This is a genomic window from Mycolicibacterium llatzerense (assembly GCF_025331195.1).
GTDB lineage: Bacteria > Actinomycetota > Actinomycetes > Mycobacteriales > Mycobacteriaceae > Mycobacterium > Mycobacterium llatzerense.
In genome coordinates, this window is the sequence record NZ_LXOV01000001.1 from 2274994 (window position 1) to 2295903 (window position 20910).

Sequence of the window (20910 nt, forward strand, 5' to 3'; positions counted from 1 at the left end):
TTCGGCATCTGTGGCTAGATCAGGATTCCGGTGCCGCCGGCCGGATTGCCGGTGCCTCCGGTACCGCTGGCGCCGGTGCTGCCCGTAGCACCGTCGCTGCCGTCGTGGGTGCCGTGGCCGCCGTTGGCGCCGCCCGAACCGCCTGCGCCCCCGGCACCGCCGGCAGGACCGTTGCCACCGGCGCCGGTGCCCGCACCAGTGCCGCCGTTACCGCCGTTGCCGCTGGTGCCACCAGTGCCGCCGGCACCGGCGTTGCCGCCGTTGCCCCACTGGGTCACGTTGTCGTTGTAGCCCTTGCCGCCGTCACCACCGGTGCCGCCGGTACCACCGACGCCACCGTTGCCGCCGGCACCACCGACGTTGTCGCCGGAGGTTCCGCCGTTGCCGCCGACGCCCGCTGCGCCGCCGTGGCCACCGACACCGCCCGTGGAACCGGCATTGCCGTTGATGAACGGAGTGCCGTTCGCGCCGGTCTGGCCGTCGCCACCGGTGCCACCATTGCCGCCGATGCCGCCGGTACCGCCGGCACCGTCGAGGCCGTTCGCAGAGAATCCGCCGGCACCACCGGTGCCACCGGCACCGCCTGCACCGCCGGTGCCACCGAAGCCACCGCCGCCGCTGATACCGGCCGAGTTGTTGGACCCGAATGCCGGGAGCCCGCCGACACCGCCGGACCCGCCGGTGCCGCCAGTGCCGCCGGCACCGCCTCCGCCGCCGACGCCCGAGACGGTTCCGCCGGCGCCGCCGACGCCACCGTTACCGCCCGCGCCGGCATTGCTGCCGGACAAGCCGGTGGCACCCAGCGAGGCCCCGATGGTTCCGTTGGCGCCGTTGCCGCCGGTACCGCCTGCGCCGCCGGCGCCGCCGTTACCGGTCAGGCCACCCGAGCCGCCGGCGCCACCGTCTCCACCGCGGCCGGCGGTGCCCAGGATGGTGAGGGCGTCGAAGCCGTTGCCGCCCCGACCGCCGTCACCTCCGTTACCGCCAACGCCGTTGGCGGCCTGGTTGGCGCCGGCGCCGTTGAAGCCGCCTGCCCCGGCGCTACCGGCGGTGCCACCGGTACCGCCCGTGCCGCCGTTGCGCTGGATCGAGGAAATCCCGTCGGAGCCCGCACCGCCGGTGCCGCCGTTTCCGGCGTTGCCGCCCTTGCCGCCGTTGCCGACGGTGCCATGAGCTGCGGCGCCGCCCTTGCCGCCGCCGCCGCCGTTGCCGCCCGCACCACCGGAACCACCGGTGAAGCCGCCGAGGACGCCCGAACCGCCGCTACCGCCGTTGCCGGCATTGCCGCCGGTCCCGCCGCTGCCGCCGTTACCGGCGTTGGTGCCGCCCGCACCACCGGTGCCGCCCGCACCACCGTGTCCGCCGTTGGGGCCGTTTTCGCCAAGTGCGGCAAGGCCATTGGCGCCCTTACCGCCGGTGCCGCCGGAACCACCGTTACCGCCGTTGCCGTCGGTGCCGCCGGAACCACCGTTGCCGCCGGCGCCGCCGTTGCCCGCGACGCCGACCGCGGTGATGGTGTCGAAGCCGTTGCCGCCCTTGCCGCCGTTGCCACCGTTGCCACCTGCGCCGTTGGCGGCCTGGTTGGCGCCGTTGCCGTTGAAGCCGCCGGCACCTGCGTTACCGGCATTGCCGCCGTCACCGCCCTTGCCGCCGTCGGGGATCAGCGACGAACTGCCGTCGGAGCCATTGCCGCCGTTGCTGCCGTTACCGGCCGCTCCGCCCTTGCCGCCGTTGCCGACGGTGCCGTGCGCCGCGGCGCCACCCTTGCCGCCGGCGCCGCCGTTACCGCCGTTGCCGCCCTTGCCGCCGCCGCCGAGAGCGCCGCCGCCGAGGACACCGGATCCGCCGCTGCCGCCGTTACCGGCCGCGCCGCCGGTCCCGCCGCTGCCGCCGTTGCCGGCCTGGGTGCCACCCGCGCCACCGGTGCCGCCGGCACCACCATGGCCGCCGTTCGGGCCGTTCTGGCCAAGCGCGGCAAGGCCATCGGCGCCGCTACCGCCGATGCCGCCCGCGCCGCCGTTACCACCGTTGCCGTTGGATCCGCCGGAACCACCGTTACCGCCGGCGCCACCGTTGCCTGCGACGCCGATCGCGGTGATCGTGTTGAACCCGTTACCGCCCTTGCCGCCGCTGCCGCCGTTGCCGCCCGCGCCACTGGCGGCCTGGTTGAGGCCCGCGCCGTTGAAGCCGCCGACGCCCGAGGTGCCCGCGTTGCCGCCGTTACCGCCCTTGCCGCCATCGGGGATCAGCGACGAGCTGCCGTCCGAGCCGTTGCCGCCATTGCCGCCGGTCCCGGCCGCACCGCCCTGGCCGCCGGCCCCGACGGTGCCGTGTGCTGCGGCGCCGCCCTTGCCGCCGCCACCACCGTTACCGCCGCTGCCGCCGTTACCGCCGCCGCCGAGGGCTCCGCCGCCGAGGACACCGGAACCACCGGAACCACCGTTGCCGGCGCCACCGCCGGCGCCGCCCGTGCCGCCGTTGCCGGAGTTGGTGCCACCGGCGCCACCGTTGCCGCCGGCACCACCGTGGCCGCCATTCGGACCGTTTTCGCCAAGCGCGGCAAGACCATTGGCGCCGTTACCGCCGGTGCCACCGGCACCGCCGCTACCACCGTTACCGGCAGTGCCGCCGGAGCCACCGTTACCGCCGGCACCGCCGTTGCCTGCGACGCCGATCGCGGTGATGGTGTCGAAGCCGTTGCCGCCCTTGCCTCCGTTGCCACCGGTAGCGCTGGCGTTACCGGTCGCGGCCTGCTTCTTGCCGCTGCCGTTGAAGCCGCCGGCACCCGCGGTGCCGGCATTGCCGCCGTCACCGCCCTTGCCGCCGTCCGGGATCAGCGAGGAGCTGCCGTCGGAGCCGTTGCCGCCGTTGCCGGCGTATCCGGCAGCGCCACCGGTGCCACCGGCGCCGACCGTGCCGATGAACCCGACCTTCTTGCCACCCTTGCCGCCGACGCCGCCGTTACCGCCGTTGCCGCCGTTCCCGCCGCCGCCGAGGGCTCCGCCGCCGAGGACACCCGAGCCGCCGTGACCGCCGTTGCCGGCCTTGCCGCCGGCGCCACCCGTGCCGCCGATGCCGAAGATGTGGCCGCCGTTGCCACCGATGCCACCGATGCCGCCGTTGCCGCCGGTCTGGCCGTTGCCACCGTTCTGGCCAAGCGCGGCAAGGCCATCGGCGCCATTGGCACCGTTGCCGCCCGCGCCGCCCTTGCCGCCGTTGCCGATACCGCCCGCGTTGCCACCGTTACCACCGTTAGTCGGGGTGAAGATGCCGAAACCCGAGTAGCCGTTGCCGCCCGAGCCGCCGTTGCCGAAGCCGCGGGCGTTGCCGCCGTTGCCGCCGGTAACTCCGGGAAGGCCACTCGAGTAGCCCTTACCACCGTCACCGAACCACAGGCCGCCGTTGCCACCGTTGGGGTTGATCACGTTGCCGTTGGCGCCGTTGCCGATCAGGTACTGGCCGGCCAACAGGTTGATCCCGGTGTCGACCACCCAGCCGATGGGGCTGTTGATCCAGCTCTGCACGCCGAAGTGCACGTTCCCATAGATCCAGTTGGCGACCAGCACAGTCGGGTCGACGAACGTGGGTAGGACGATGGTGGGGACGGCGAGGGGGCCGACAGCTGCCAGAGGAGCGGGCGCGGCCAAGGGGTTGACGGCGCCCAGCGGAGTGGGCTTGGCCAACGGGTTGGTGGCCGGTGGGGCGCTCGCGGCCACGGAGGCCGGGGCGGCCGGGTGCATTCGCTTGTTGGCGCCGCCGTACTCGACTTGGCGGCGCACCCAGGCCATCACGGCCCAGACGCCGGGCATCTGGTCAGGGTTGGTCGGTGTGTGGGGGACCAGCATGGCGCCCAGGTTGACCGCGGACAGCAGGCTGCTGATCGGGTTGAACGCCTTGGTCGTCGGAGCGGTGATGACCGCCCCGGTTCCCGGTGCGGACGGGGCCGACGGGCCGCTCGGACCGGTCGGGGTCGTGGCGCCGGCCGGGTTGGTTGTGGTGTTCGGTGTCGTCGGCTTGGGGCCCGATTCGGTGGCTTTGTGCCCGCCGGTTGGGCCGTCGGTGACCACACCGGCCGTCGACCGCGGACCCCGCGCGGGGCGGGTACCCGGGGTGCCCGCGTTGGAGCTGCCGGTCGTGGCGCTCGAGGTGTCGCCGGCGGTGCTGGCGTGTTTTGGCTTGGTGCCCGGAGCGGGTTTTACCTTGGGACCCTTCGCCAGGTCGCTGAGCGCTTTTCTGGCATCGTCCGCGTACTGGCGCATGCGGTCCTGCGCCTGCTGGCGTGGGGTTCGCGGGGTGTCGGTCGTGCTGCCGGTGCCGCCGGAGGCCGGCGTCTCACCGGGCTGGGGCTTGGGCTTGGTCGGCGGCTTGGGCTTCGTCGGGCTCTTGGTCTTGCCGTCCGTGGCCTTGGAGGGGCTCGAGTTGCCCGACTTGGCGCCGCTGTCGCCGCTCGAGCTCTCGGTGTTGACGAGCCTGATGTCCGCGGTCACCGACTGCATCGTCGGCGAATCGGGACCCAGCAGCAGCATCACACCCGCGCTGGCGAATGCCGCGCTCGTCAATCCCGCAGCCGCGAGCGGCCCCGCTGCACTCCACCAGCTGTTCGTGCCCACTGCCCTGTGCTTGCCCACGATCCTCCTCGCGCGTCGGGTGTGAGATATGACACCCCGGTAAATAAACGTGAGGAGACTAACACCCGTAATCGAAAGCTGTGAACATCTTGCGGAAAGTGTGTGTCCGTTCATATCGGCGGACCGCGGGTACTGGGATCAACTTGAAAAAGGCATTCTCACCTGCGGAAAAGTCGGCTGTCGTGCATATTTTGGCGGGTTACCGAGCTGGTGACCGCAGCCTCCGTGGCCGTGGTCGACGGGGGTGGCGGGATGGTGTGGAGAATATATTTAGAACACGTTCATTTCGGTTGTGGTCAACCGATCGGGCGCCTTTGGGCCGCTGGGAACGGTCGTTCGACGGCGCCAGGTGGGCCTGTGGTCGCGCTGCGGGCGCACATGTTCAGCCTGAGGCCCGACGGGTTCTATGGCGAGCGGTTGGACCTGGCACGGCGGTTGTTTTGCCGGGATCTGACAGCAAATGGATACTCGGCCTCTGCGGGTTACATAATTGCCCGGTCGCGTAAATACTCTGTATGGATCAAAATTTGCCACATCAGTTGTATTTACGACGTGCGCAAGCGAGGGTTTGACAATTGCGTTCGAAATTGATTCGCATCGTCAATATCGAACGCACTCGGGATGGCTATGAATATCGTTGGTAATTACTGAGATTGGCTGATCTTGTAGTCGCGTCGTTCGGCTGATCCGCCTGATGGAACTCTGATCGAGCATATGTTTCGGGGATACGCTCAAGTTAGTAGCGTTATTTGCCGAATTCCTTTTCAATCGCTGGCAAACTGTCTACCCTTGGTTTATCAATATTCGGGCTAGCGAAGGAGAAGTCATGTCGATGATCCGTTCAACCGTCCTCTTGGGGGCGGCAGTAGCCGGTGCTGGCGCAATCGCGCTGCTCGGCGCAGGCGCTGCGTCCGCCGACTCCGGCATCAACCTCGGGCCCGGCAGCAACGACGGTGTGCTCAACGGCGGCGCCTTCAACACCGGCGTCCTCAATTTCGGTGTCGGGAACAAGGGCATCCTCAACCTGGGCAACGGCAATACCGGCGTCGCCAACATAGGCAATGGGAGCACCGGCATCGTCAATATCGGCAACGGGAGCGGCGGCGTCGTCACCGTGGGCGACGGGCGCAATGGCCTGCTGAACATCGGCTACCCCCACTAGCAGCCCTTCGGTGTCCTGGAGCCCTGTGGGTCTGTGCGAAACCCCTTGTCGCACAAACCCACAGGGCTTTTCCATGGTCAGACCGGGAATGTCACCCCGGTCAGTTCTTCGGACGCCGCCCACAGCCGCTGCTGCAACTCGGTGTCATGTGACTGGTCGCTCGAGCCGACGACCTTCGGGTGGCCCGTCTGCTGGAACAGTCCGTCCGGCCCGTAGTACTGGCCGCCGTATGCGGCCGGGTCGGTCGCGGCGCGCAGCGTGGGCAGGGCGCCCATCGCGGCACTCTGGAAGAGCCGTTCTGCGATGGGTGTCACGACGGCGGGCGGCAGCGGCACGTGGCGAGCCAACTCGGTGTTCGATCCGCCCGGGTGCGCGGCGAGCGCGACGGTCTCCGCGCCGGTCAGTCGTCGCTGCAGTTCGTACGTGAAGAGCAGGTTCGCGAGCTTGGACTGGCCATAGGCCGCCACCCGGCTGTAGCTGCGTTCCCATTGCAGATCGTCGAAATGGATGGCGGCGCGAATCCGGTGGCCCAGGCTGCTGACCGTCACGACGCGGGAGCCGGGCACCGTCAGCAGCTGGTCGAGCAGGAGGCCGGTGAACGCGAAGTGGCCCAGGTGGTTGGTGCCGAACTGCATCTCGAAACCGTCTGCAGTGGTCTGCTTCGGCGTCCACATCACGCCGGCGTTGTTGATCAGCAGGTCGATCGCCGGGTACTCCGACTTCAGCTGTTCTGCGGTCTCCCGGACCGATTGCAGTGAGCTGAGGTCGAGTTCCTGGAGGGCGACGTCGGCGTCGGGGGTGGCCTGGAGGATGCGGTTGACGGCGTCCTTGCCCTTGTCGAGATTGCGGACGGCGAGTACGACGTGCGCACCCTTGGCGGCGAGTGCGGCTGCGGTCTCGTAGCCGAGCCCGGTGTTGGCGCCGGTGATGACGGCCGTACGTCCGGTCTGGTCGGGAATGCTGGCGGTTGTCCACTTGGTCATGACGGTTCCTCGGTAGCCTGGGCCTCATCCGGGGCGAGCGCCCCGGAAGTTTCACATATCCGGAACGGTAGCCCCGTTTAATTTGTTCCCGGGAGCATGATGATCTGCAAACCGAAGCGGCCGCTGCGTGCTGACGCGGCCCGGAACAGGGCGCGCGTGCTGGAAGTCGCCTATCAAACCTTCGCTGACGAGGGACTTTCGGTGCCCATCGACGAGATCGCCCGGAGGGCGGGCGTCGGTGCCGGCACCGTCTACCGACACTTCCCGACCAAGGACGATCTCTACCGTGCGGTGATCGAGGATCGGTTGCAGTCGGTCATGGATGTCGGTCGGGCATGTTTGGCGTCGGACGCTCCGAGTGACGCGCTGTTCGATTTCTTGCGGTCACTGGTCCAGTGGGGAGAGACCGATCAGGGCCTCGTCGACGCGCTCGCCGGCCTCGGGATCGACGTCAACGCCTTGGTGCCCCATGTCGAGGATGAATTCCTGGCGTTGCTCGGTGAATTGTTGACGGCGGCGCAGCGCGCCGGCGCCGTCCGCATTGACGTCTCGGTGCCCGAGATCAAGACGCTGCTCGTGGCGGCGCAGGCCGCGCAGCGCTACAACGCCGACGCCGCCGAGCGGGTTGTCGAGTTGATGATGGACGGATTGCGACCGCGCTGAGGCGGAAACCGCGGTTCGCGGACGGTGAACGACCTTGCACTCGCCCTACCTGAGTGCTAAAAACAACCTTGGCACTCTCGATAGGTGAGTGCTAGGTCGGGACAGTGAGGCCGGGGCCGCATCTGCGAGCACAGCCCCAGGTCGTCCGTCGCGGGCGCTGCGCCTGACCAAAGACGTGCAATTCCCAACCGGAGGAATTACTTCGCAATGGCCAAGACAATTGCGTACGACGAAGAGGCCCGTCGCGGCCTCGAGCGTGGCCTGAACAGCCTCGCCGACGCGGTAAAGGTGACGCTGGGCCCCAAGGGTCGCAACGTCGTCCTGGAGAAGAAGTGGGGCGCCCCCACGATCACCAACGATGGTGTGTCCATCGCCAAGGAGATCGAGCTGGAGGACCCGTACGAGAAGATCGGCGCTGAGCTGGTCAAAGAGGTCGCCAAGAAGACCGACGACGTCGCGGGCGACGGCACCACCACCGCCACCGTGCTGGCCCAGGCCCTGGTTCGCGAAGGCCTGCGCAACGTCGCTGCCGGCGCCAACCCGCTCGGCCTGAAGCGCGGCATCGAGAAGGCCGTCGAGGCTGTGACCGCGTCGCTGCTGGCTTCCGCCAAGGCCATCGAGACCAAGGAGCAGATCGCTGCCACCGCCGGTATCTCGGCCGGTGACCAGTCCATCGGTGACCTGATCGCCGAGGCCATGGACAAGGTCGGCAACGAGGGTGTCATCACCGTCGAGGAGAGCAACACCTTCGGCCTGCAGCTGGAGCTCACCGAGGGTATGCGCTTCGACAAGGGCTACATCTCGGGTTACTTCGTGACCGACGCCGAGCGCCAGGAAGCCGTCCTGGAGGATCCCTACATCCTGCTGGTCAGCTCGAAGATCTCGACCGTCAAGGACCTGCTGCCGCTGCTGGAGAAGGTCATCCAGTCCGGCAAGCCGCTGCTGATCATCGCCGAGGACGTCGAGGGCGAAGCCCTGTCGACCCTGGTCGTCAACAAGATCCGCGGCACCTTCAAGTCCGTCGCCGTCAAGGCCCCGGGCTTCGGTGACCGTCGCAAGGCGATGCTGCAGGACATGGCGATCCTCACCGGTGGCCAGGTCATCAGCGAAGAGGTCGGCCTGTCGCTGGACACCGCTGACGTCAGCCTGCTGGGCACCGCCCGCAAGATCGTGGTCACCAAGGACGAGACCACCATCGTCGAGGGCGCCGGCGACGCCGACGCGATCCAGGGCCGTGTCGCCCAGATCCGCGCCGAGATCGAGAACAGCGACTCCGACTACGACCGCGAGAAGCTGCAGGAGCGCCTGGCCAAGCTGGCCGGTGGCGTTGCAGTCATCAAGGCCGGCGCTGCCACCGAGGTGGAGCTCAAGGAGCGCAAGCACCGCATCGAGGACGCCGTTCGCAACGCGAAGGCTGCCGTCGAAGAGGGCATCGTCGCCGGTGGTGGCGTGGCCCTGCTGCAGTCGGCTCCGGCCCTGGACGCCCTGTCGCTCGAGGGTGACGAGGCCACCGGTGCCAACATCGTGCGCGTCGCGCTGTCGGCTCCGCTGAAGCAGATCGCCTTCAACGGTGGTCTGGAGCCGGGCGTCGTCGCCGAGAAGGTGTCGAACCTGCCCGCCGGTCACGGCCTGAACGCCGCGACCAACGTGTACGAGGACCTGCTGGCCGCCGGCGTTGCCGACCCGGTCAAGGTCACCCGCTCGGCGCTGCAGAACGCGGCGTCCATCGCGGCGCTGTTCCTCACCACCGAGGCCGTCGTCGCCGACAAGCCCGAGAAGGCCGGAGCGCCCGCGGGCGACCCGACCGGTGGCATGGGCGGTATGGACTTCTAAGTCCAGCTCTTTTTACGGGAAAGCCCCGGCTCGCTTGGCGAGTCGGGGCTTTTTCGTGTCCGCCCACTGGCCAGTTGTTGCACGCATTTTTCGAAAATCCGTGTCGTAACTGGCCACTCGGCGCTCACCGCGAGTTGGCTGCTGAACAACCTGCGAAGTTGCTGGGAATCTGGTAAATATTTACAGATAAGTCAATATTGGGTTCCTTCGCGGCGCTGCGTCGTCCAGCTGCCCGACACTTCCGAGGGGGTCGCTGCCATGAATGCTTCGATTCGGTTGATGCCGACCAAATTGGCCGCGGCGACTCTGGCCGCCGGAGTGGTCGCGGCGGGCGCATCGCTGGGGGCGGCGGAACGCGCGCTACCGGCCATCGAGGCCAACGTGGTCAACACCTCGTTGATCACCGATGCGCTCGGCAGCGTGGGCTGGTTCGTCGACGGAGTCGCCGCAAGCGTTGTCATTCCGATCGAAACGGTGGTCTCGTTGCCGTTCGACGCGCTGACCGCCATCGCGGTTGCCGTACAACAGCCGAACTATGCCGCTTCGGTGCTGAGCTGGCTGGTCAATCGGTACGTCAACCCGGCCGAGTCGTATCCGTATTACACGTTCCCGGCGGATTTCAGAGCGAACGCCATCGGAGGTATCGCCTATGCGTTGCCTTATCCGCTGGGACCGAGCACCACTGCTCCGGGCGTGATCAACGGCATCGCCGACGGCATCGCCAATCTCATCGGTAGCGCGCTTGGCGGGCTGCCCGATCCGTTCGCCGGCGTCGCCGCGACCGATGCGTTCTGGGCGACCATCCCGGGGCGCCTCATCAGCTCGGTGAATTACGCTCCGCTGGCTCCGGTGTGGGCGCTGTGGGATGTGGCCGACTACGTCGGCTTCCTGCCCTACAACGTGGCGGCAACCATCGAGTCGGCCATCAAATCCCCGCAGGACATTCCCGGCTTGGTCAGCAATCTGGTCTACGGGCTCCTCGGCTCCGACGCGCAGGGCGGACTGGCCGGCTTCCTGATCCACGATCTCGGCTACCCGCTGACCACGCTTCCGGGACCTGTCGGCCAGTTTGCGACCAATTTGGAAGCGAACATCCAGCAGGGGCTCGAGAATCTGCTGTCGAACCTTCCGACGCCGACACCGCCGACCCTGGCTGCGACAACGGCCGCGGGGGCAGGACCGGTATCGACGGCCGCGGTCGCGGGGGTAGCGGCCGGCGACATCCCCGCAGCCGACGGGCCGAGCGCGAACGCTGTGAAGCTCGCGGTGCCGGATGTGTCGAAGGCTCCGGACATCTCGAAGGCTGTTGACGCCACGAAGGTTCCCGACGCCGCGAAGGCTGTTGACACCGCGAAGGTTCCCGACACCACGAAAGCCCCGGAGACATCCGACGCCCCGAAGACCACGGACACCTCCAAGGCCCCTGAGGCTGCCAAGGCTCCGGAGACAAAGCCGGACACCCAGGGCAGCGCAACCGGCAAGCCGGATAAGAAGGCCGACAAGGTCAAGTCCGGCAACAAGGTTCGGCCGAGTGCCAAGTCTGCGCAGACCGGCGCGGGCAAGTCGACGGCTCCCAGCAGCGTCGACAAGCCGTCAGTGCCCGAGACCGCCGACAAGCCTGCCGGCGGTGCGCATTCCGATCCGACCGGCGCGGATGCAGCTGCCTGACCTTCGCGACGGCTGACGCAGGGGTGTCGGCCGGTGGATGACTCAGGTCTGTTTGAGTGAAACGCAGTCGTGCACGCCTTCGGGGCTGCGATGCAACACCGCTCGCGTCGGCACCACCCGCAGGCCCGCGTCCGTGGCTTCGGCGGTCCCGTCGACGATGAGCGAGTAGCCCGTGGGTTCGCGCGGCGGCCACAGCACCGTCACGACCGGGTGGGCGCCGGCGTTGCCTCGGGTGGTGTTTCCGACGGGTTCGATCGTGAGCGCGCCGCCGCCGAACACCGGAGTGACGGCCACCGTGTGCGGGCGAAAATCGTCACCGACGGTGATCAGGAAGCCGAACGGGAAGTCGGCCAGGGTGTCGCCGAGCTTGTCGAGATCCACCTTCACGCTCATGACGTCAGGATAGGTCGCCGCAGCCTCAGGCCGGCGCCGCTTGCCGGCCGCGGACCAACCGGCCTGGCCGAGCCGCGGTCGGCACACCGTTCTCCGCGATGATCTCGCCGGACACTATGGTCGCGACGTATCCGTCGGCGGTCTGATCCAGGCGACGCCCACCGGCCGGCAGGTCGTGCGCGATGGTCGGCTTGTGCAGCGTCAGTGCGTCATGGTCGATCACGTTGAGGTCGGCCTTGTAGCCCACCGCGATTCGGCCGCGGTCGGCCAGCCCGGCGACGCGCGCCGGGACCGAGGTCAGCTCCTTCACGGCGTGCGCCAGGTCCAGTCGGCCGGCCGCGCGGTCCCGCACCCAGTGCGTCAGCAGGTACGTGGGAAATGAAGCGTCGCAGATCATTCCGTAGTGGGCGCCGCCGTCGCCGAGGCCGAGGATGACGTCGTCGCGCTGGATCAGTTCGGCCACCGTGTTGAGTGACCCGTCGCGGAAGTTGGCGAGCGTCACCAGCAGCATCGCGTGGCCGTCGTCGTCGAGCACCCGGTCATACGCCTCTTCGAGCGGGCTGACGCCGCGGGCGGCGGCCCGCGCGGCGATCGAATCCGACGGTGCCGGTTCATAATTCGGGGGAGTGCCCAGCGGGAACATGTAGTCCCACGCCTGCGCCGCGAACATCAGGGGATGGCCGTCGGCGGCTGCGGTGTCGTTCAGAATGCGTTGGCGTACTTCGGGTTTGCGCATCTCGGCGACGCGTTCGGCCAACGGCAGATCGGCGATCTCGCGGTATGACGGATACAGCACGAACGGATTGCCGGACAGCTCCAGGCCGATGACCAGACCGATGGGGCGCGGGAAGATCTGTGCCGAGATCGAACCGCCGTCGGTGTTGGCCTTCTCGACCATCCGCAGCGCGTCCTCGAACGTGGCCGGCCCGGCGTTGCCGACGGCCAGGGTGAACGTGACGGGCAGGCCGACGTCGGCCGCCACGTCGAACACGGTTTTCAGGGCGACCTCGTAGTCGCCGGCAAGTAGATCGGGCACGAACTGGATCAGTCCGCCGCCGCCGTCTTCCACGCCGCGGGCGATGGCCTCGATTTCGACCTGGGCCGCGTCGTGGCTCGGGATGGGTTGCCCGCCGGAGGTCTTGTGCAGCGTCAGCCGCGACGACGCGAACCCCAGGGCGCCGCACTCCACGGCCTCGGCCGCCAGCTTGCGCATCAGGGCCAGATCTTCCGCGTTCGCGGGCTCTCGATTCACGCCGCGCCGGCCCATCACATACACCCGCAGCGGGGAGTGCGGCAGGAACGCGGCCACATCGATATCGCGGCGTCCCGCATCAACCGCGTCGAGGAATTCGGGGAAGGTCTCCCAGGTCCAGGGCAGGCCGTCGACCATCACCACGCCGGGAATGTCCTCGACCCCGGCCATCACGTCGACGAGCACGTCGTGGTCGTCGGGCCGGCACGGTGCGAAGCCGACGCCGCAGTTGCCCATGACCGCGGTGGTTACGCCGTGAGCGGAAGACGGGGTCATCCGGTCCGACCAGATGGCCTGTCCGTCGTAGTGGGTGTGCAGGTCCACGAAGCCGGGCGTGACGAGCAGGCCGGTGGCGTCGATCTCGCGGGCGCCGGCTCCTTCGACGGTGCCCACTGCGGCGATAAACCCGTCTTGAACTGCGACGTCGCCCCGGAACGGTGCGCCACCCAGCCCGTCGGCGATGAGTCCGTTGCGAATGACGATGTCGTAGGCCGCGCCCGCTGCGTTCATGTGAACAACGTACGACTCAGGCCCTCATCAGATCTGTGAGTTGGCTTTGAGTTGAAGATTAGAACGGCTAGGCATTGCAAAACCGATGTATCGTGATAGGTACAAGATGCATCGAAACAATGAAAGGAATTGCGATGTTCTCAGCTGGTTTTGGTCCCGGATTCGGTGGGGGCTTCGGCCCGGGATTCGGGGGCTTCGGTCCCGGCGCGGGTGGCCCCGGCGGCCCGGGCTTCGGCGGTGGTTTCGGCGGCGGCTTCGGGCCGGGCGCCGGACACCACTTCTTCCGGGGTCGTATCAAGCGTGCCGCGATTGCGGCGGCCGCGCTACTACAGGAAGGCCCGGCCACGGCCGAGCAGCTCGCGCAGCGGGTTTCGGAGATCACCGACGGCGCATTCACCCCGCCGGTCGACAAGGTCGAGTTCGTCCTCTCGCTGCTCGCGGCTCGTGGCGTGGCCACGGTCGAGGACGGCGTCGCGACGCTGACCGAGTTCGGTGAGCAGCTGCTCGCCTGGCGCGGCGTCAGCAGTGAGACGGTGCAGGCGTTCCTCGGGCAGGCCGGGAAGTTCGGCGACGTCATCAAGCTGCGCAAGGATTTGTTCGAGCTCGCCGGGCTGGCGCGCACGATCAAGTTCACCGGCAACGACGCGCAGAAGGCCGACCTGTCGGCGGCTGTCACGACGCTGTCCGCGGCGGTCGCCGAGGCCAAGAAGGCGCTCTACCGCACCTTGGCCGACAACTGACCCACAACTGCACAATCGCCAGCGGCGGGCCTTCGGGTTCGTCGCTGGCGATGTTGTCGGTGCCCCGTGGCACGATCGGGGCATGATCGACCATTTCGGTATCAACTGCAGTGACTGGGCCAAATCTCAGCAGTTCTACGACGGTGTACTCGGTGTGCTCGGGTTCAGCCGGCAGATGGACTTCGGAATCGCCATCGGCTACGGCCGCGACGGCAAGCCGGACTTCTGGATCGCCGATGCCAGTGCTGGGGAAGCGTCGGGCCCGAACCGCGAGGTGCACTTTGCTTTTCAGGCCGCCGATGTCGATGCGGTGAGCGCATTCCACGACGCGGCAGTCGCACTCGGTGCCGAGTCCTTGCACGCGCCCCGGCTCTGGCCCGAATACCACCCCGGTTACTTCGGTGCGTTCGTCCGTGACCCTGACGGCAACAACGTCGAGGCGGTCTTCCACGGCGCGGCCGGATAGATGTCTGACACCGCGGCGGCGCGAGAACTGTTGCGCGACTCGTTCACTCGGCTCATCGAGCACGTCGACGAGGTCACCGACGGCCTCTCTGAAGAGGTGTCGTGTTGGCGTCCGACGCCGGAGGCCAACAGCATTGCGTGGCTGTTGTGGCACAGCGCGCGGTGCCAGGACATGCAGCTGTGCGACGTCGCGGGTGTCGAGCAGGTGTGGACGAGTGAAGGCTGGGAGCAGCGGTTCGCGCTCGACCTGCCGCACAGTGATGCGCCCGGCTACGACATCGGGTACGGCCACACTCCCGAAGATGTCGGCAAGGTGCGGCCGCCGGTCGAGTTGTTGGTCGGCTACTACCGCGCGGTGCACAAGGTCACGCTGGAGTACGTCGCGACCGTCACGCCGGAGGAGCTCGAGCGCATCGTCGACCGACGCTGGAATCCACCGGTCACCGCGAGCGTGCGACTGGTCAGCATCGTCGACGACTGCGCGCAGCATCTGGGTCAGGCCGCGTACGTGCGGGGCATCGCCGCGCACAGATGACGGTCGAGAAGTTCGTCCGCTGGTGGCCGCCGGTCGGGCTGGCGATGATGGCCCTGTTGGGGTGGGGCGTCGGCACGGGCTCCACGCCCGTCGACGACGTCTTCCAGCATGCGGGCCGGGCCGGTCAGCCGTATTCGGGCTGGCTGCTGTTCTTCACGGATCCGCGCGTACTCATGGTGATGCTGGTGATCGCGGTGGGAATCACGTTGTGGCAGAAGCGCTGGCGCCTCGCCGCGGTCATCGCGCTGACGCCGCAGTTGGCGGTGTTCGTCGAGCGCGGACTCAAGGAGCTGTTCGGCCGGCACAAGGGCGGGGCACTGGCCTACCCCAGTGGGCACACGGTGTTGATGGTGACCGTGTTGGGTGTGATCGTCGTGGCGGCCGGGGCGGTGCTGTGGACCCGGGTGCTGGCGGGCGTCTTCGTCCCGCTGGGCATGCTCGGCCAGGCCTTCACCTACCACTACTTCACCGACACCCTCGGCGCGTTGCTGTTCGGGTCCAGTGTGGTGTGCCTGGCTGCGCGTCTGGCTGCGGCGAAAGCTCCGCCCGCGGTCTATTGAGGCGCGGCCGTGATGCCGCCGGGGCGATTTTTTGACACGCGTCAAGCCGGGTGCGACCCGTGTCACACCTGGTCGTTACCATGGCCGTATGACCGCTACGTCTGACGTCCAATCGCCCGGTTCCGGCACCATCTACGACCCCGCCACCGGGGCCATCGCTGGGACCGTGCGCTGGACGGACCCGGCTGACGTACCACGGATCGCCGCGGGCCTGCGGGCCGCGCAGCGAGAGTGGGAGGCCCGCGGGCCGCAGGGCCGGGCGAAGGTACTGGCACGTTTCGCGGTGTGGCTCAACGATCACCGCGACGAGATCGAGACCCTGCTGGTCCGTGAGACCGGCAAGTCGATGGTCGACGCCAAGGCCGAAATCCCGCTGGCGATCCTGATCATCTCGTACGTGGTCAAGACCATGGAGAAGGCGCTGGCGCCCGATACCCGGCCGGCCCCCATGCCGATGCTGTCGGTCAAGAAGATCACCGTGCACTACCGCCCGCGTGCCGTCGTCGGTGTCATCGCGCCGTGGAACTACCCGGTGGCCAACGCGCTGATGGATGCCATCGGGGCGCTCGCGGCCGGCTGTGCCGTGCTGCTCAAGCCGTCCGAGCGGACCCCGCTGACCGCCGAACTGCTGCTGCGCGGCTGGACCGACTCCGGTGCACCCGAGGTGCTGGCCCTGGCACAGGGTGCCCGCGAGATATCCGAGGCGGTCATCGACAACTCCGACTTCATCCAGTTCACCGGCTCGACAGCCACCGGCCGCAAGGTCATGGAGCGCGCGGCCCGTCGTCTCACCCCGGTCAGCCTCGAACTCGGCGGCAAGGACCCCATGATCGTCCTGGAGGACGCCGACGTGGAGCTGGCCGCGAACGCCGCGGTCTGGGGCGCGATGTTCAACGCGGGGCAGACCTGTGTGTCCGTCGAGCGCGTCTACGTGCTGGAGCCGGCCTACGACGCGTTCGTCGACGCCGTCGTCAAGGCTGTGCAGAACCTCAAGGTGGGTGCCGGTGAGGGCTACCACCTGGGCGCCCAGATCGACGCCAGCCAGGTGGACATCACCGAGCGGCACGTCAACGAGGCCGTGGCGGCCGGTGCCCGGGCGCTGACCGGTGGCAAGCGCCCCGACGGCCCGGGCAGCTTCTACCCGCCGACGGTGCTCGTCGACGTCGATCATTCGATGGCGTGCATGACCGAGGAGACGTTCGGTCCGACGCTGCCGATCATGAAGGTCGCCACGGTCGGTGACGCGGTCCGCCTGGCCAACGACAGCCAGTACGGGTTGAGCGCCACCGTGTTCTCGGGCGACGTGCAGCGGGCCAAAGATGTTGCGCTGCAGCTCGACTGCGGTGCGGTGAACATCAACGACGTGCTGGCCAACCTGATGTGCACCACCGCCCCGATGGGCGGCTGGAAGACGTCGGGCATCGGCGCGCGCTTCGGTGGGGCCGAGGGCATCCGCAAGTTCTGCCGCCAGGAGACCGTGGTGGAGCCACGAACCAGCAAGGGCACCGGCGGCAACTACTACCGCAACTCGATGAAGGCCCTGGCCCGCATGAACAACGTGCTGACCAAGGTGTCGCTGATCCGGTCGAAGCGCACCGCCAAGTAGCGCCACCTGTTGTTCACCGTGACGTCACCGCCAGGTTCGGCCCGGCGGTTACCTTCAGCCGGTGACCCTCGACACCGCTGCCGTTGACGGCTACGCAGTCCGCGATGATGACGACGACGATCCCGAACTGGTGCTGGTGCACAGCGGAGAAGTGGTCGACACCTGGCGTGAGGGCTACCCGTACGACGACCGGATGAACCGGCAGGAGTACGAGGAGCAGAAGCGTCTGCTGCAGATCGAGCTGCTGAAGCTGCAGAAGTGGAGCCAGGCCAACGGGCTGCGGCACGTCATCGTCTTCGAAGGCCGCGACGCCGCCGGCAAGGGCGGCACCATCAAGCGGTTCATGGAGCACCTCAACCCGCGCGGCGCCCGCGTCGTCGCGCTGGAGAAGCCGACGGAGCGGGAACGCACCCAGTGGTACTTCCAGCGGTACGTCACGCACCTGCCGGCCGCCGGCGAGATCGTGCTGTTCGACCGCTCCTGGTACAACCGGGCCGGTGTGGAACGCGTCATGGGTTACTGCACGCCCAAGCAGCACGCTGAATTCGTCCGCCAGGCACCGCTCTTCGAACAGATGCTGGCCAACGACGGCATCAGCCTCACCAAGCTGTGGTTCTCGGTGACCCAGGCCGAGCAGCGCACCCGGTTCACCATCCGCCAGGTCGACCCGGTGCGGCAGTGGAAGCTGTCCCCGACGGACCTGGCCTCGCTGGACAAGTGGGACGCCTACACCGCGGCCAAGGAAGAGATGTTCGCCTGGACCGACACCGAGGTCGCGCCGTGGACTGTGGTGAAGAGCAACGACAAGAAGCGTGCCCGGATCAACGCCATGCGCCATGTTCTCGGTAAGTTCGATTACGACAACAAGGACCATGAGGTGGTCGGGCACGCCGACCCGCTGATCGTGGGACGGGCGCTGTCGGACTGAGGCGGCGCCCACCAACGTAGGAGGGCGCTTGCGATTCGTCGCGACACTGCTGTTGTGGCTGGTCACCACCGTCGCTGTGGCGGTGGCTGTGCCGGTCTGCTGGGCGCAGCACACACTTGTCGACCGGGGCGGCTACGTCGCGCTGGCAACCACAGCCGCCAAGAACCATGAGCTGCAGAAGGCCACGGCCAGCGAGCTGGGCATCCAGATCAACAAGCTGGCCACCAGCGCGGGATATGACCTGAGCACCAGCACCATGTCGAGTGCCGCCGGTCTCTACACCTCCAGCTCGGTGTTCCCGGGCCAGTTCGGCACCGCCAACGGCTTTGCGCACGACTGGCTGTTCACCGACACCATGGCGCATTCGGATGCGTCCGGCCGCTGGACCATCGATCTGTCGCCGATGCTGTCGGACCGGTCGTTCAAGGCGACGCTGTCAGCGCTCGGCATCCGCGTGCCGTCGAAAATCGAAGTACCGATTACCGATTCGGCCCAGTCGGTACGGCCGGGCCAGTTCCGGGCCGCGACGACGTGGGGACCGTGGGCGCGGATCGGCATCTGCGTGCTGACGGGCATCTTCGCCCTGCTCACTCTGGCGGTTACTCGATCCCGCGGAAAAACCGTTGCCGCCCTCGGTATCTCGACCATGATCGTCGGCGCCGCCGGCTGGGCCGGGATCGAGGCGGGACGGCGCTACATCAACGACGGGCTCAACCGCACCACCGGCAACGTCCGCCAGGTGGCCGACGTCATGGTCGATACCGCCATCGCCAACGCCCACGAGTGGCTCAACATCACCCTGGCCGTCGGCGGCGGACTGGTGGTGCTCGGCGTGCTCGTGACGCTGCTGGGCAACCTCGGCCGCCGAGTGGTCCGCAAGCCCAAGCCAGCGGCGGCCGCCTCCTGACAGTGATTTGTGCACGAAAATCCGCGGTCGGCGCGGAAAAACGTGCACAAATCACGCCCCGACGGTGCGCTCCAGGAACGAATACACCAGCGCGGCTTTGAACGCTGCTTGCGAGTTGTCGGCGGCCCCGCCGTGTCCGCCCTCGATGTTCTCGTAGTAGTTGACGCGGTGACCGACGGCCTCGAGTGCCGCCGTCATCTTTCGGGCGTGGCCCGGATGCACCCGATCGTCGCGCGTCGAGGTGGTCATCAGTAGCGCGGGGTAGGTCCGCTCGGCCGAAATGTTCTGGTACGGCGAGTACTTCGAGATGAACTCCCAGTCGTCGGGGTTGTCCGGGTCGCCGTACTCGGCCACCCACGAGGCTCCGGCGAGCAACAGGTGATACCGCTTCATGTCCAGCAGTGGCACGCTGCACACCAGAGCACCGAACAACTCCGGATACCGCGTCAGCATGACGCCCATGAGCAGCCCGCCGTTGCTGCCGCCCTCGGCGGCGAGTTGTTCGACGGTGGTGATGCCGCGGCGCACCAGATCGGCTGCGACGGCGGCGAAGTCCTCGTAGACCAGGTGGCGGCCCTCGCGCATCGCCTGGGTGTGCCAGCGCGGGCCGTACTCACCGCCGCCGCGGATGTTGGCCTCGACGTAGGTGCCGCCCTGGGTCAGCCACAGCCGGCCGAGCACCCCGGCGTAGCCGGGCAGCATCGACGACTCGAAACCGCCGTACCCGCTCAGCAGTGTCTTGCGCGGCTCGGTGACGCCACGTTGTCCCACAACGAAATACGGGATGCGGGTGCCGTCGGCAGATGTCGCGAAATGCTGCGACACCTCGACCTCAGAGGCGTCGAAGAATCCCGGGGCCCGCTTGATCTCGGCCACCGCGCCGCCGGCGTGTCCCCACAGCAGGCGCGACGGACTGTCGAATCCGCTTGAGTCCAAGAAGATTTCGTCGCCGTACTCGTCGACGTCGACGATGACGGTGGTGGCGTGCTTCGGCACGCCCGGAATGTCCTCGCGCACCCAGGTGCCGGGGGTGACCAGTTCGATGTGGCCGATGACGTCGACCAACGTCTGCAGCAGCAGCCGGTCGCGGGTCCACGCGAAGTTCTGCATGCTGCTGTGCTCGTCGGGCTCGAAAACCACACTCAGATCCCGGTTTCCGGCCAGGTAATCGTCATAGCGGGCGGCCAGCAGTGTCCCCGCCGCGTAGGTCGTGTCACCGACCGCCCACTCGACGCGCGGCCGGATCAGCAGCCATTCGCGGTGGATGGAGATCGCGGCATCGGTGGGCACGTCGATGCGGATCAGCTCGTCGCCGCGGACTTCGTAGCGTTCGCGGTTGAAGAAGTCGGTGGACTGCGACACCATCAACCGCTCGAAACCCGGTGTGCTGTCGTAGCCCGCGCCGACGCTGACGTCGGACGCCGCGCCTTCGAAGATCGTCACGGCCTCGGACAGCGGCTGTCCACGGTGCCACCGCTTGACGATCCGCGGGTACCCGGACTCGGTCATGGCGCCGGGCCCGAAATCGGTGCCCACCAATACCGTGTCGGGCGTCTCCCAGGAGACGCTGGACTTGGCTTCCGGCAGGTTGAATCCGTCGTCGACGAATTGCCTTGCCTCCATGTCGAACTCGCGGACCACCGACGCGTCGGCCCCGCCGCGGGACAACGCGATCAGGGCGAGGTTCAGGCCGGGCTCGATGACGTCGGCACCGGCCCACACCCAGTTCTCGTCTTCGTCGGCCGCGAGCTTGTCGAGGTCGATCAGCACGTCCCACTCGGGGGCGTCGGTGCGGTAGCTGTCGAGCGTGGTGCGCCGCCACAGCCCACGGGGGTTCTCGGCGTCGCGCCAGTAGTTGTAGAGCAGCTCGCCGCGCCGCCGGACGTACGGGATGCGGGCATCGGTGTCCATCACCTCGAGGGCGTCGGCGCGCATCTGCTCGAAATGCTCGCCGCCGAACTCGGCGATCGTCGGCTCGTTGTGCTCGCGCACCCAGTTCAGCGCGTCGTCGCCGGTGATGTCCTCGAGCCACAGGTAGGGATCAGCTTCTGGGGCGAGCGGAGCGACGGGATCGGCT

The 20910-nt window shown here is 68.0% G+C and carries 16 protein-coding genes; 11 read left to right on the top strand and 5 right to left on the bottom strand.

Features of this window, described 5'->3' with window-relative positions:
• Nucleotides 1-14: 14 nt before the first annotated feature.
• Nucleotides 15-4628 (bottom strand): PGRS repeat-containing protein, encoded by a 4614-nt coding sequence (locus tag A7G45_RS11200; protein WP_260936847.1) that lies wholly within the window; start codon nt 4626-4628, stop codon nt 15-17.
• Between the two features lie 826 nt (nt 4629-5454).
• Between A7G45_RS11200 and A7G45_RS11205 the strand changes: the two genes are divergently transcribed.
• Nucleotides 5455-5790 carry a pentapeptide repeat-containing protein gene (locus A7G45_RS11205; RefSeq protein ID WP_260936850.1) on the top strand — a complete coding sequence of 112 codons (336 nt, stop codon included), beginning with the start codon at nt 5455-5457 and terminating at the stop codon, nt 5788-5790.
• A 77-nt stretch (nt 5791-5867) separates the two neighbouring features.
• Here A7G45_RS11205 and A7G45_RS11210 read toward each other — a convergent pair whose 3' ends face one another.
• Entirely contained in the window at nt 5868-6773 is a 906-nt protein-coding gene (locus tag A7G45_RS11210) for an SDR family NAD(P)-dependent oxidoreductase (protein ID WP_260936852.1), read from the bottom strand.
• 102 nt (nt 6774-6875) lie between these two features.
• Here A7G45_RS11210 and A7G45_RS11215 point away from each other — a divergent pair, with 102 nt between their 5' ends.
• The 3 genes from A7G45_RS11215 (at nt 6876) to A7G45_RS11225 (ending at nt 10937) form a co-directional block, all read left to right on the top strand.
• Complete coding sequence (locus A7G45_RS11215; protein WP_260938114.1) at nt 6876-7436, top strand: TetR/AcrR family transcriptional regulator; 561 nt, start codon at nt 6876-6878, stop codon at nt 7434-7436.
• A 207-nt stretch (nt 7437-7643) separates the two neighbouring features.
• The gene (gene groL / locus A7G45_RS11220; RefSeq protein ID WP_043401237.1) at nt 7644-9269 is read left to right on the top strand and encodes a chaperonin GroEL; all 1626 of its coding nucleotides are present in this window, start codon (nt 7644-7646) and stop codon (nt 9267-9269) included.
• A 279-nt stretch (nt 9270-9548) separates the two neighbouring features.
• On the top strand, nt 9549-10937 hold the full coding sequence (locus A7G45_RS11225) for an NADH-quinone oxidoreductase subunit E (protein WP_260936855.1): 1389 nt from the start codon (nt 9549-9551) through the stop codon (nt 10935-10937).
• A 42-nt stretch (nt 10938-10979) separates the two neighbouring features.
• Here the strand turns inward: A7G45_RS11225 and A7G45_RS11230 are convergent, their stop codons facing one another.
• Nucleotides 10980-11330: a pyridoxamine 5'-phosphate oxidase family protein gene (locus A7G45_RS11230; protein ID WP_260936857.1), complete on the bottom strand. Its 351-nt coding sequence runs from the start codon at nt 11328-11330 to the stop codon at nt 10980-10982.
• A 25-nt stretch (nt 11331-11355) separates the two neighbouring features.
• Nucleotides 11356-13092 carry an N-acyl-D-amino-acid deacylase family protein gene (locus A7G45_RS11235; RefSeq protein WP_260936860.1) on the bottom strand — a complete coding sequence of 579 codons (1737 nt, stop codon included), beginning with the start codon at nt 13090-13092 and terminating at the stop codon, nt 11356-11358.
• 134 nt (nt 13093-13226) lie between these two features.
• Here A7G45_RS11235 and A7G45_RS11240 point away from each other — a divergent pair, with 134 nt between their 5' ends.
• The 7 genes from A7G45_RS11240 (at nt 13227) to A7G45_RS11270 (ending at nt 18833) form a co-directional block, all read left to right on the top strand.
• Nucleotides 13227-13832, top strand: coding sequence for a hypothetical protein (locus tag A7G45_RS11240; protein ID WP_260936862.1), 606 nt, complete (start codon nt 13227-13229; stop codon nt 13830-13832).
• A gap of 82 nt (nt 13833-13914) precedes the next feature.
• The gene (locus tag A7G45_RS11245; RefSeq protein WP_043984863.1) at nt 13915-14298 is read left to right on the top strand and encodes a VOC family protein; all 384 of its coding nucleotides are present in this window, start codon (nt 13915-13917) and stop codon (nt 14296-14298) included.
• Entirely contained in the window at nt 14299-14832 is a 534-nt protein-coding gene (locus A7G45_RS11250) for a mycothiol transferase (RefSeq protein ID WP_260936866.1), read from the top strand.
• Nucleotides 14829-15392, top strand: a complete 564-nt coding sequence (locus A7G45_RS11255) for a phosphatase PAP2 family protein (protein ID WP_260936868.1) — start codon at nt 14829-14831, stop codon at nt 15390-15392. The genes A7G45_RS11250 and A7G45_RS11255 overlap by 4 nt, the downstream gene beginning before the upstream one ends.
• A gap of 88 nt (nt 15393-15480) precedes the next feature.
• On the top strand, nt 15481-16998 hold the full coding sequence (locus A7G45_RS11260; RefSeq protein ID WP_260936871.1) for an aldehyde dehydrogenase family protein: 1518 nt from the start codon (nt 15481-15483) through the stop codon (nt 16996-16998).
• A gap of 61 nt (nt 16999-17059) precedes the next feature.
• Nucleotides 17060-17926, top strand: coding sequence for a polyphosphate kinase 2 (gene ppk2 / locus A7G45_RS11265; RefSeq protein WP_043401274.1), 867 nt, complete (start codon nt 17060-17062; stop codon nt 17924-17926).
• A gap of 28 nt (nt 17927-17954) precedes the next feature.
• Nucleotides 17955-18833, top strand: coding sequence for a hypothetical protein (locus A7G45_RS11270; RefSeq protein ID WP_260936874.1), 879 nt, complete (start codon nt 17955-17957; stop codon nt 18831-18833).
• A gap of 51 nt (nt 18834-18884) precedes the next feature.
• Here the strand turns inward: A7G45_RS11270 and A7G45_RS11275 are convergent, their stop codons facing one another.
• The gene (locus tag A7G45_RS11275) at nt 18885-20867 is read right to left on the bottom strand and encodes a prolyl oligopeptidase family serine peptidase (RefSeq protein ID WP_260938116.1); all 1983 of its coding nucleotides are present in this window, start codon (nt 20865-20867) and stop codon (nt 18885-18887) included.
• Nucleotides 20868-20910 lie beyond the last annotated feature (43 nt).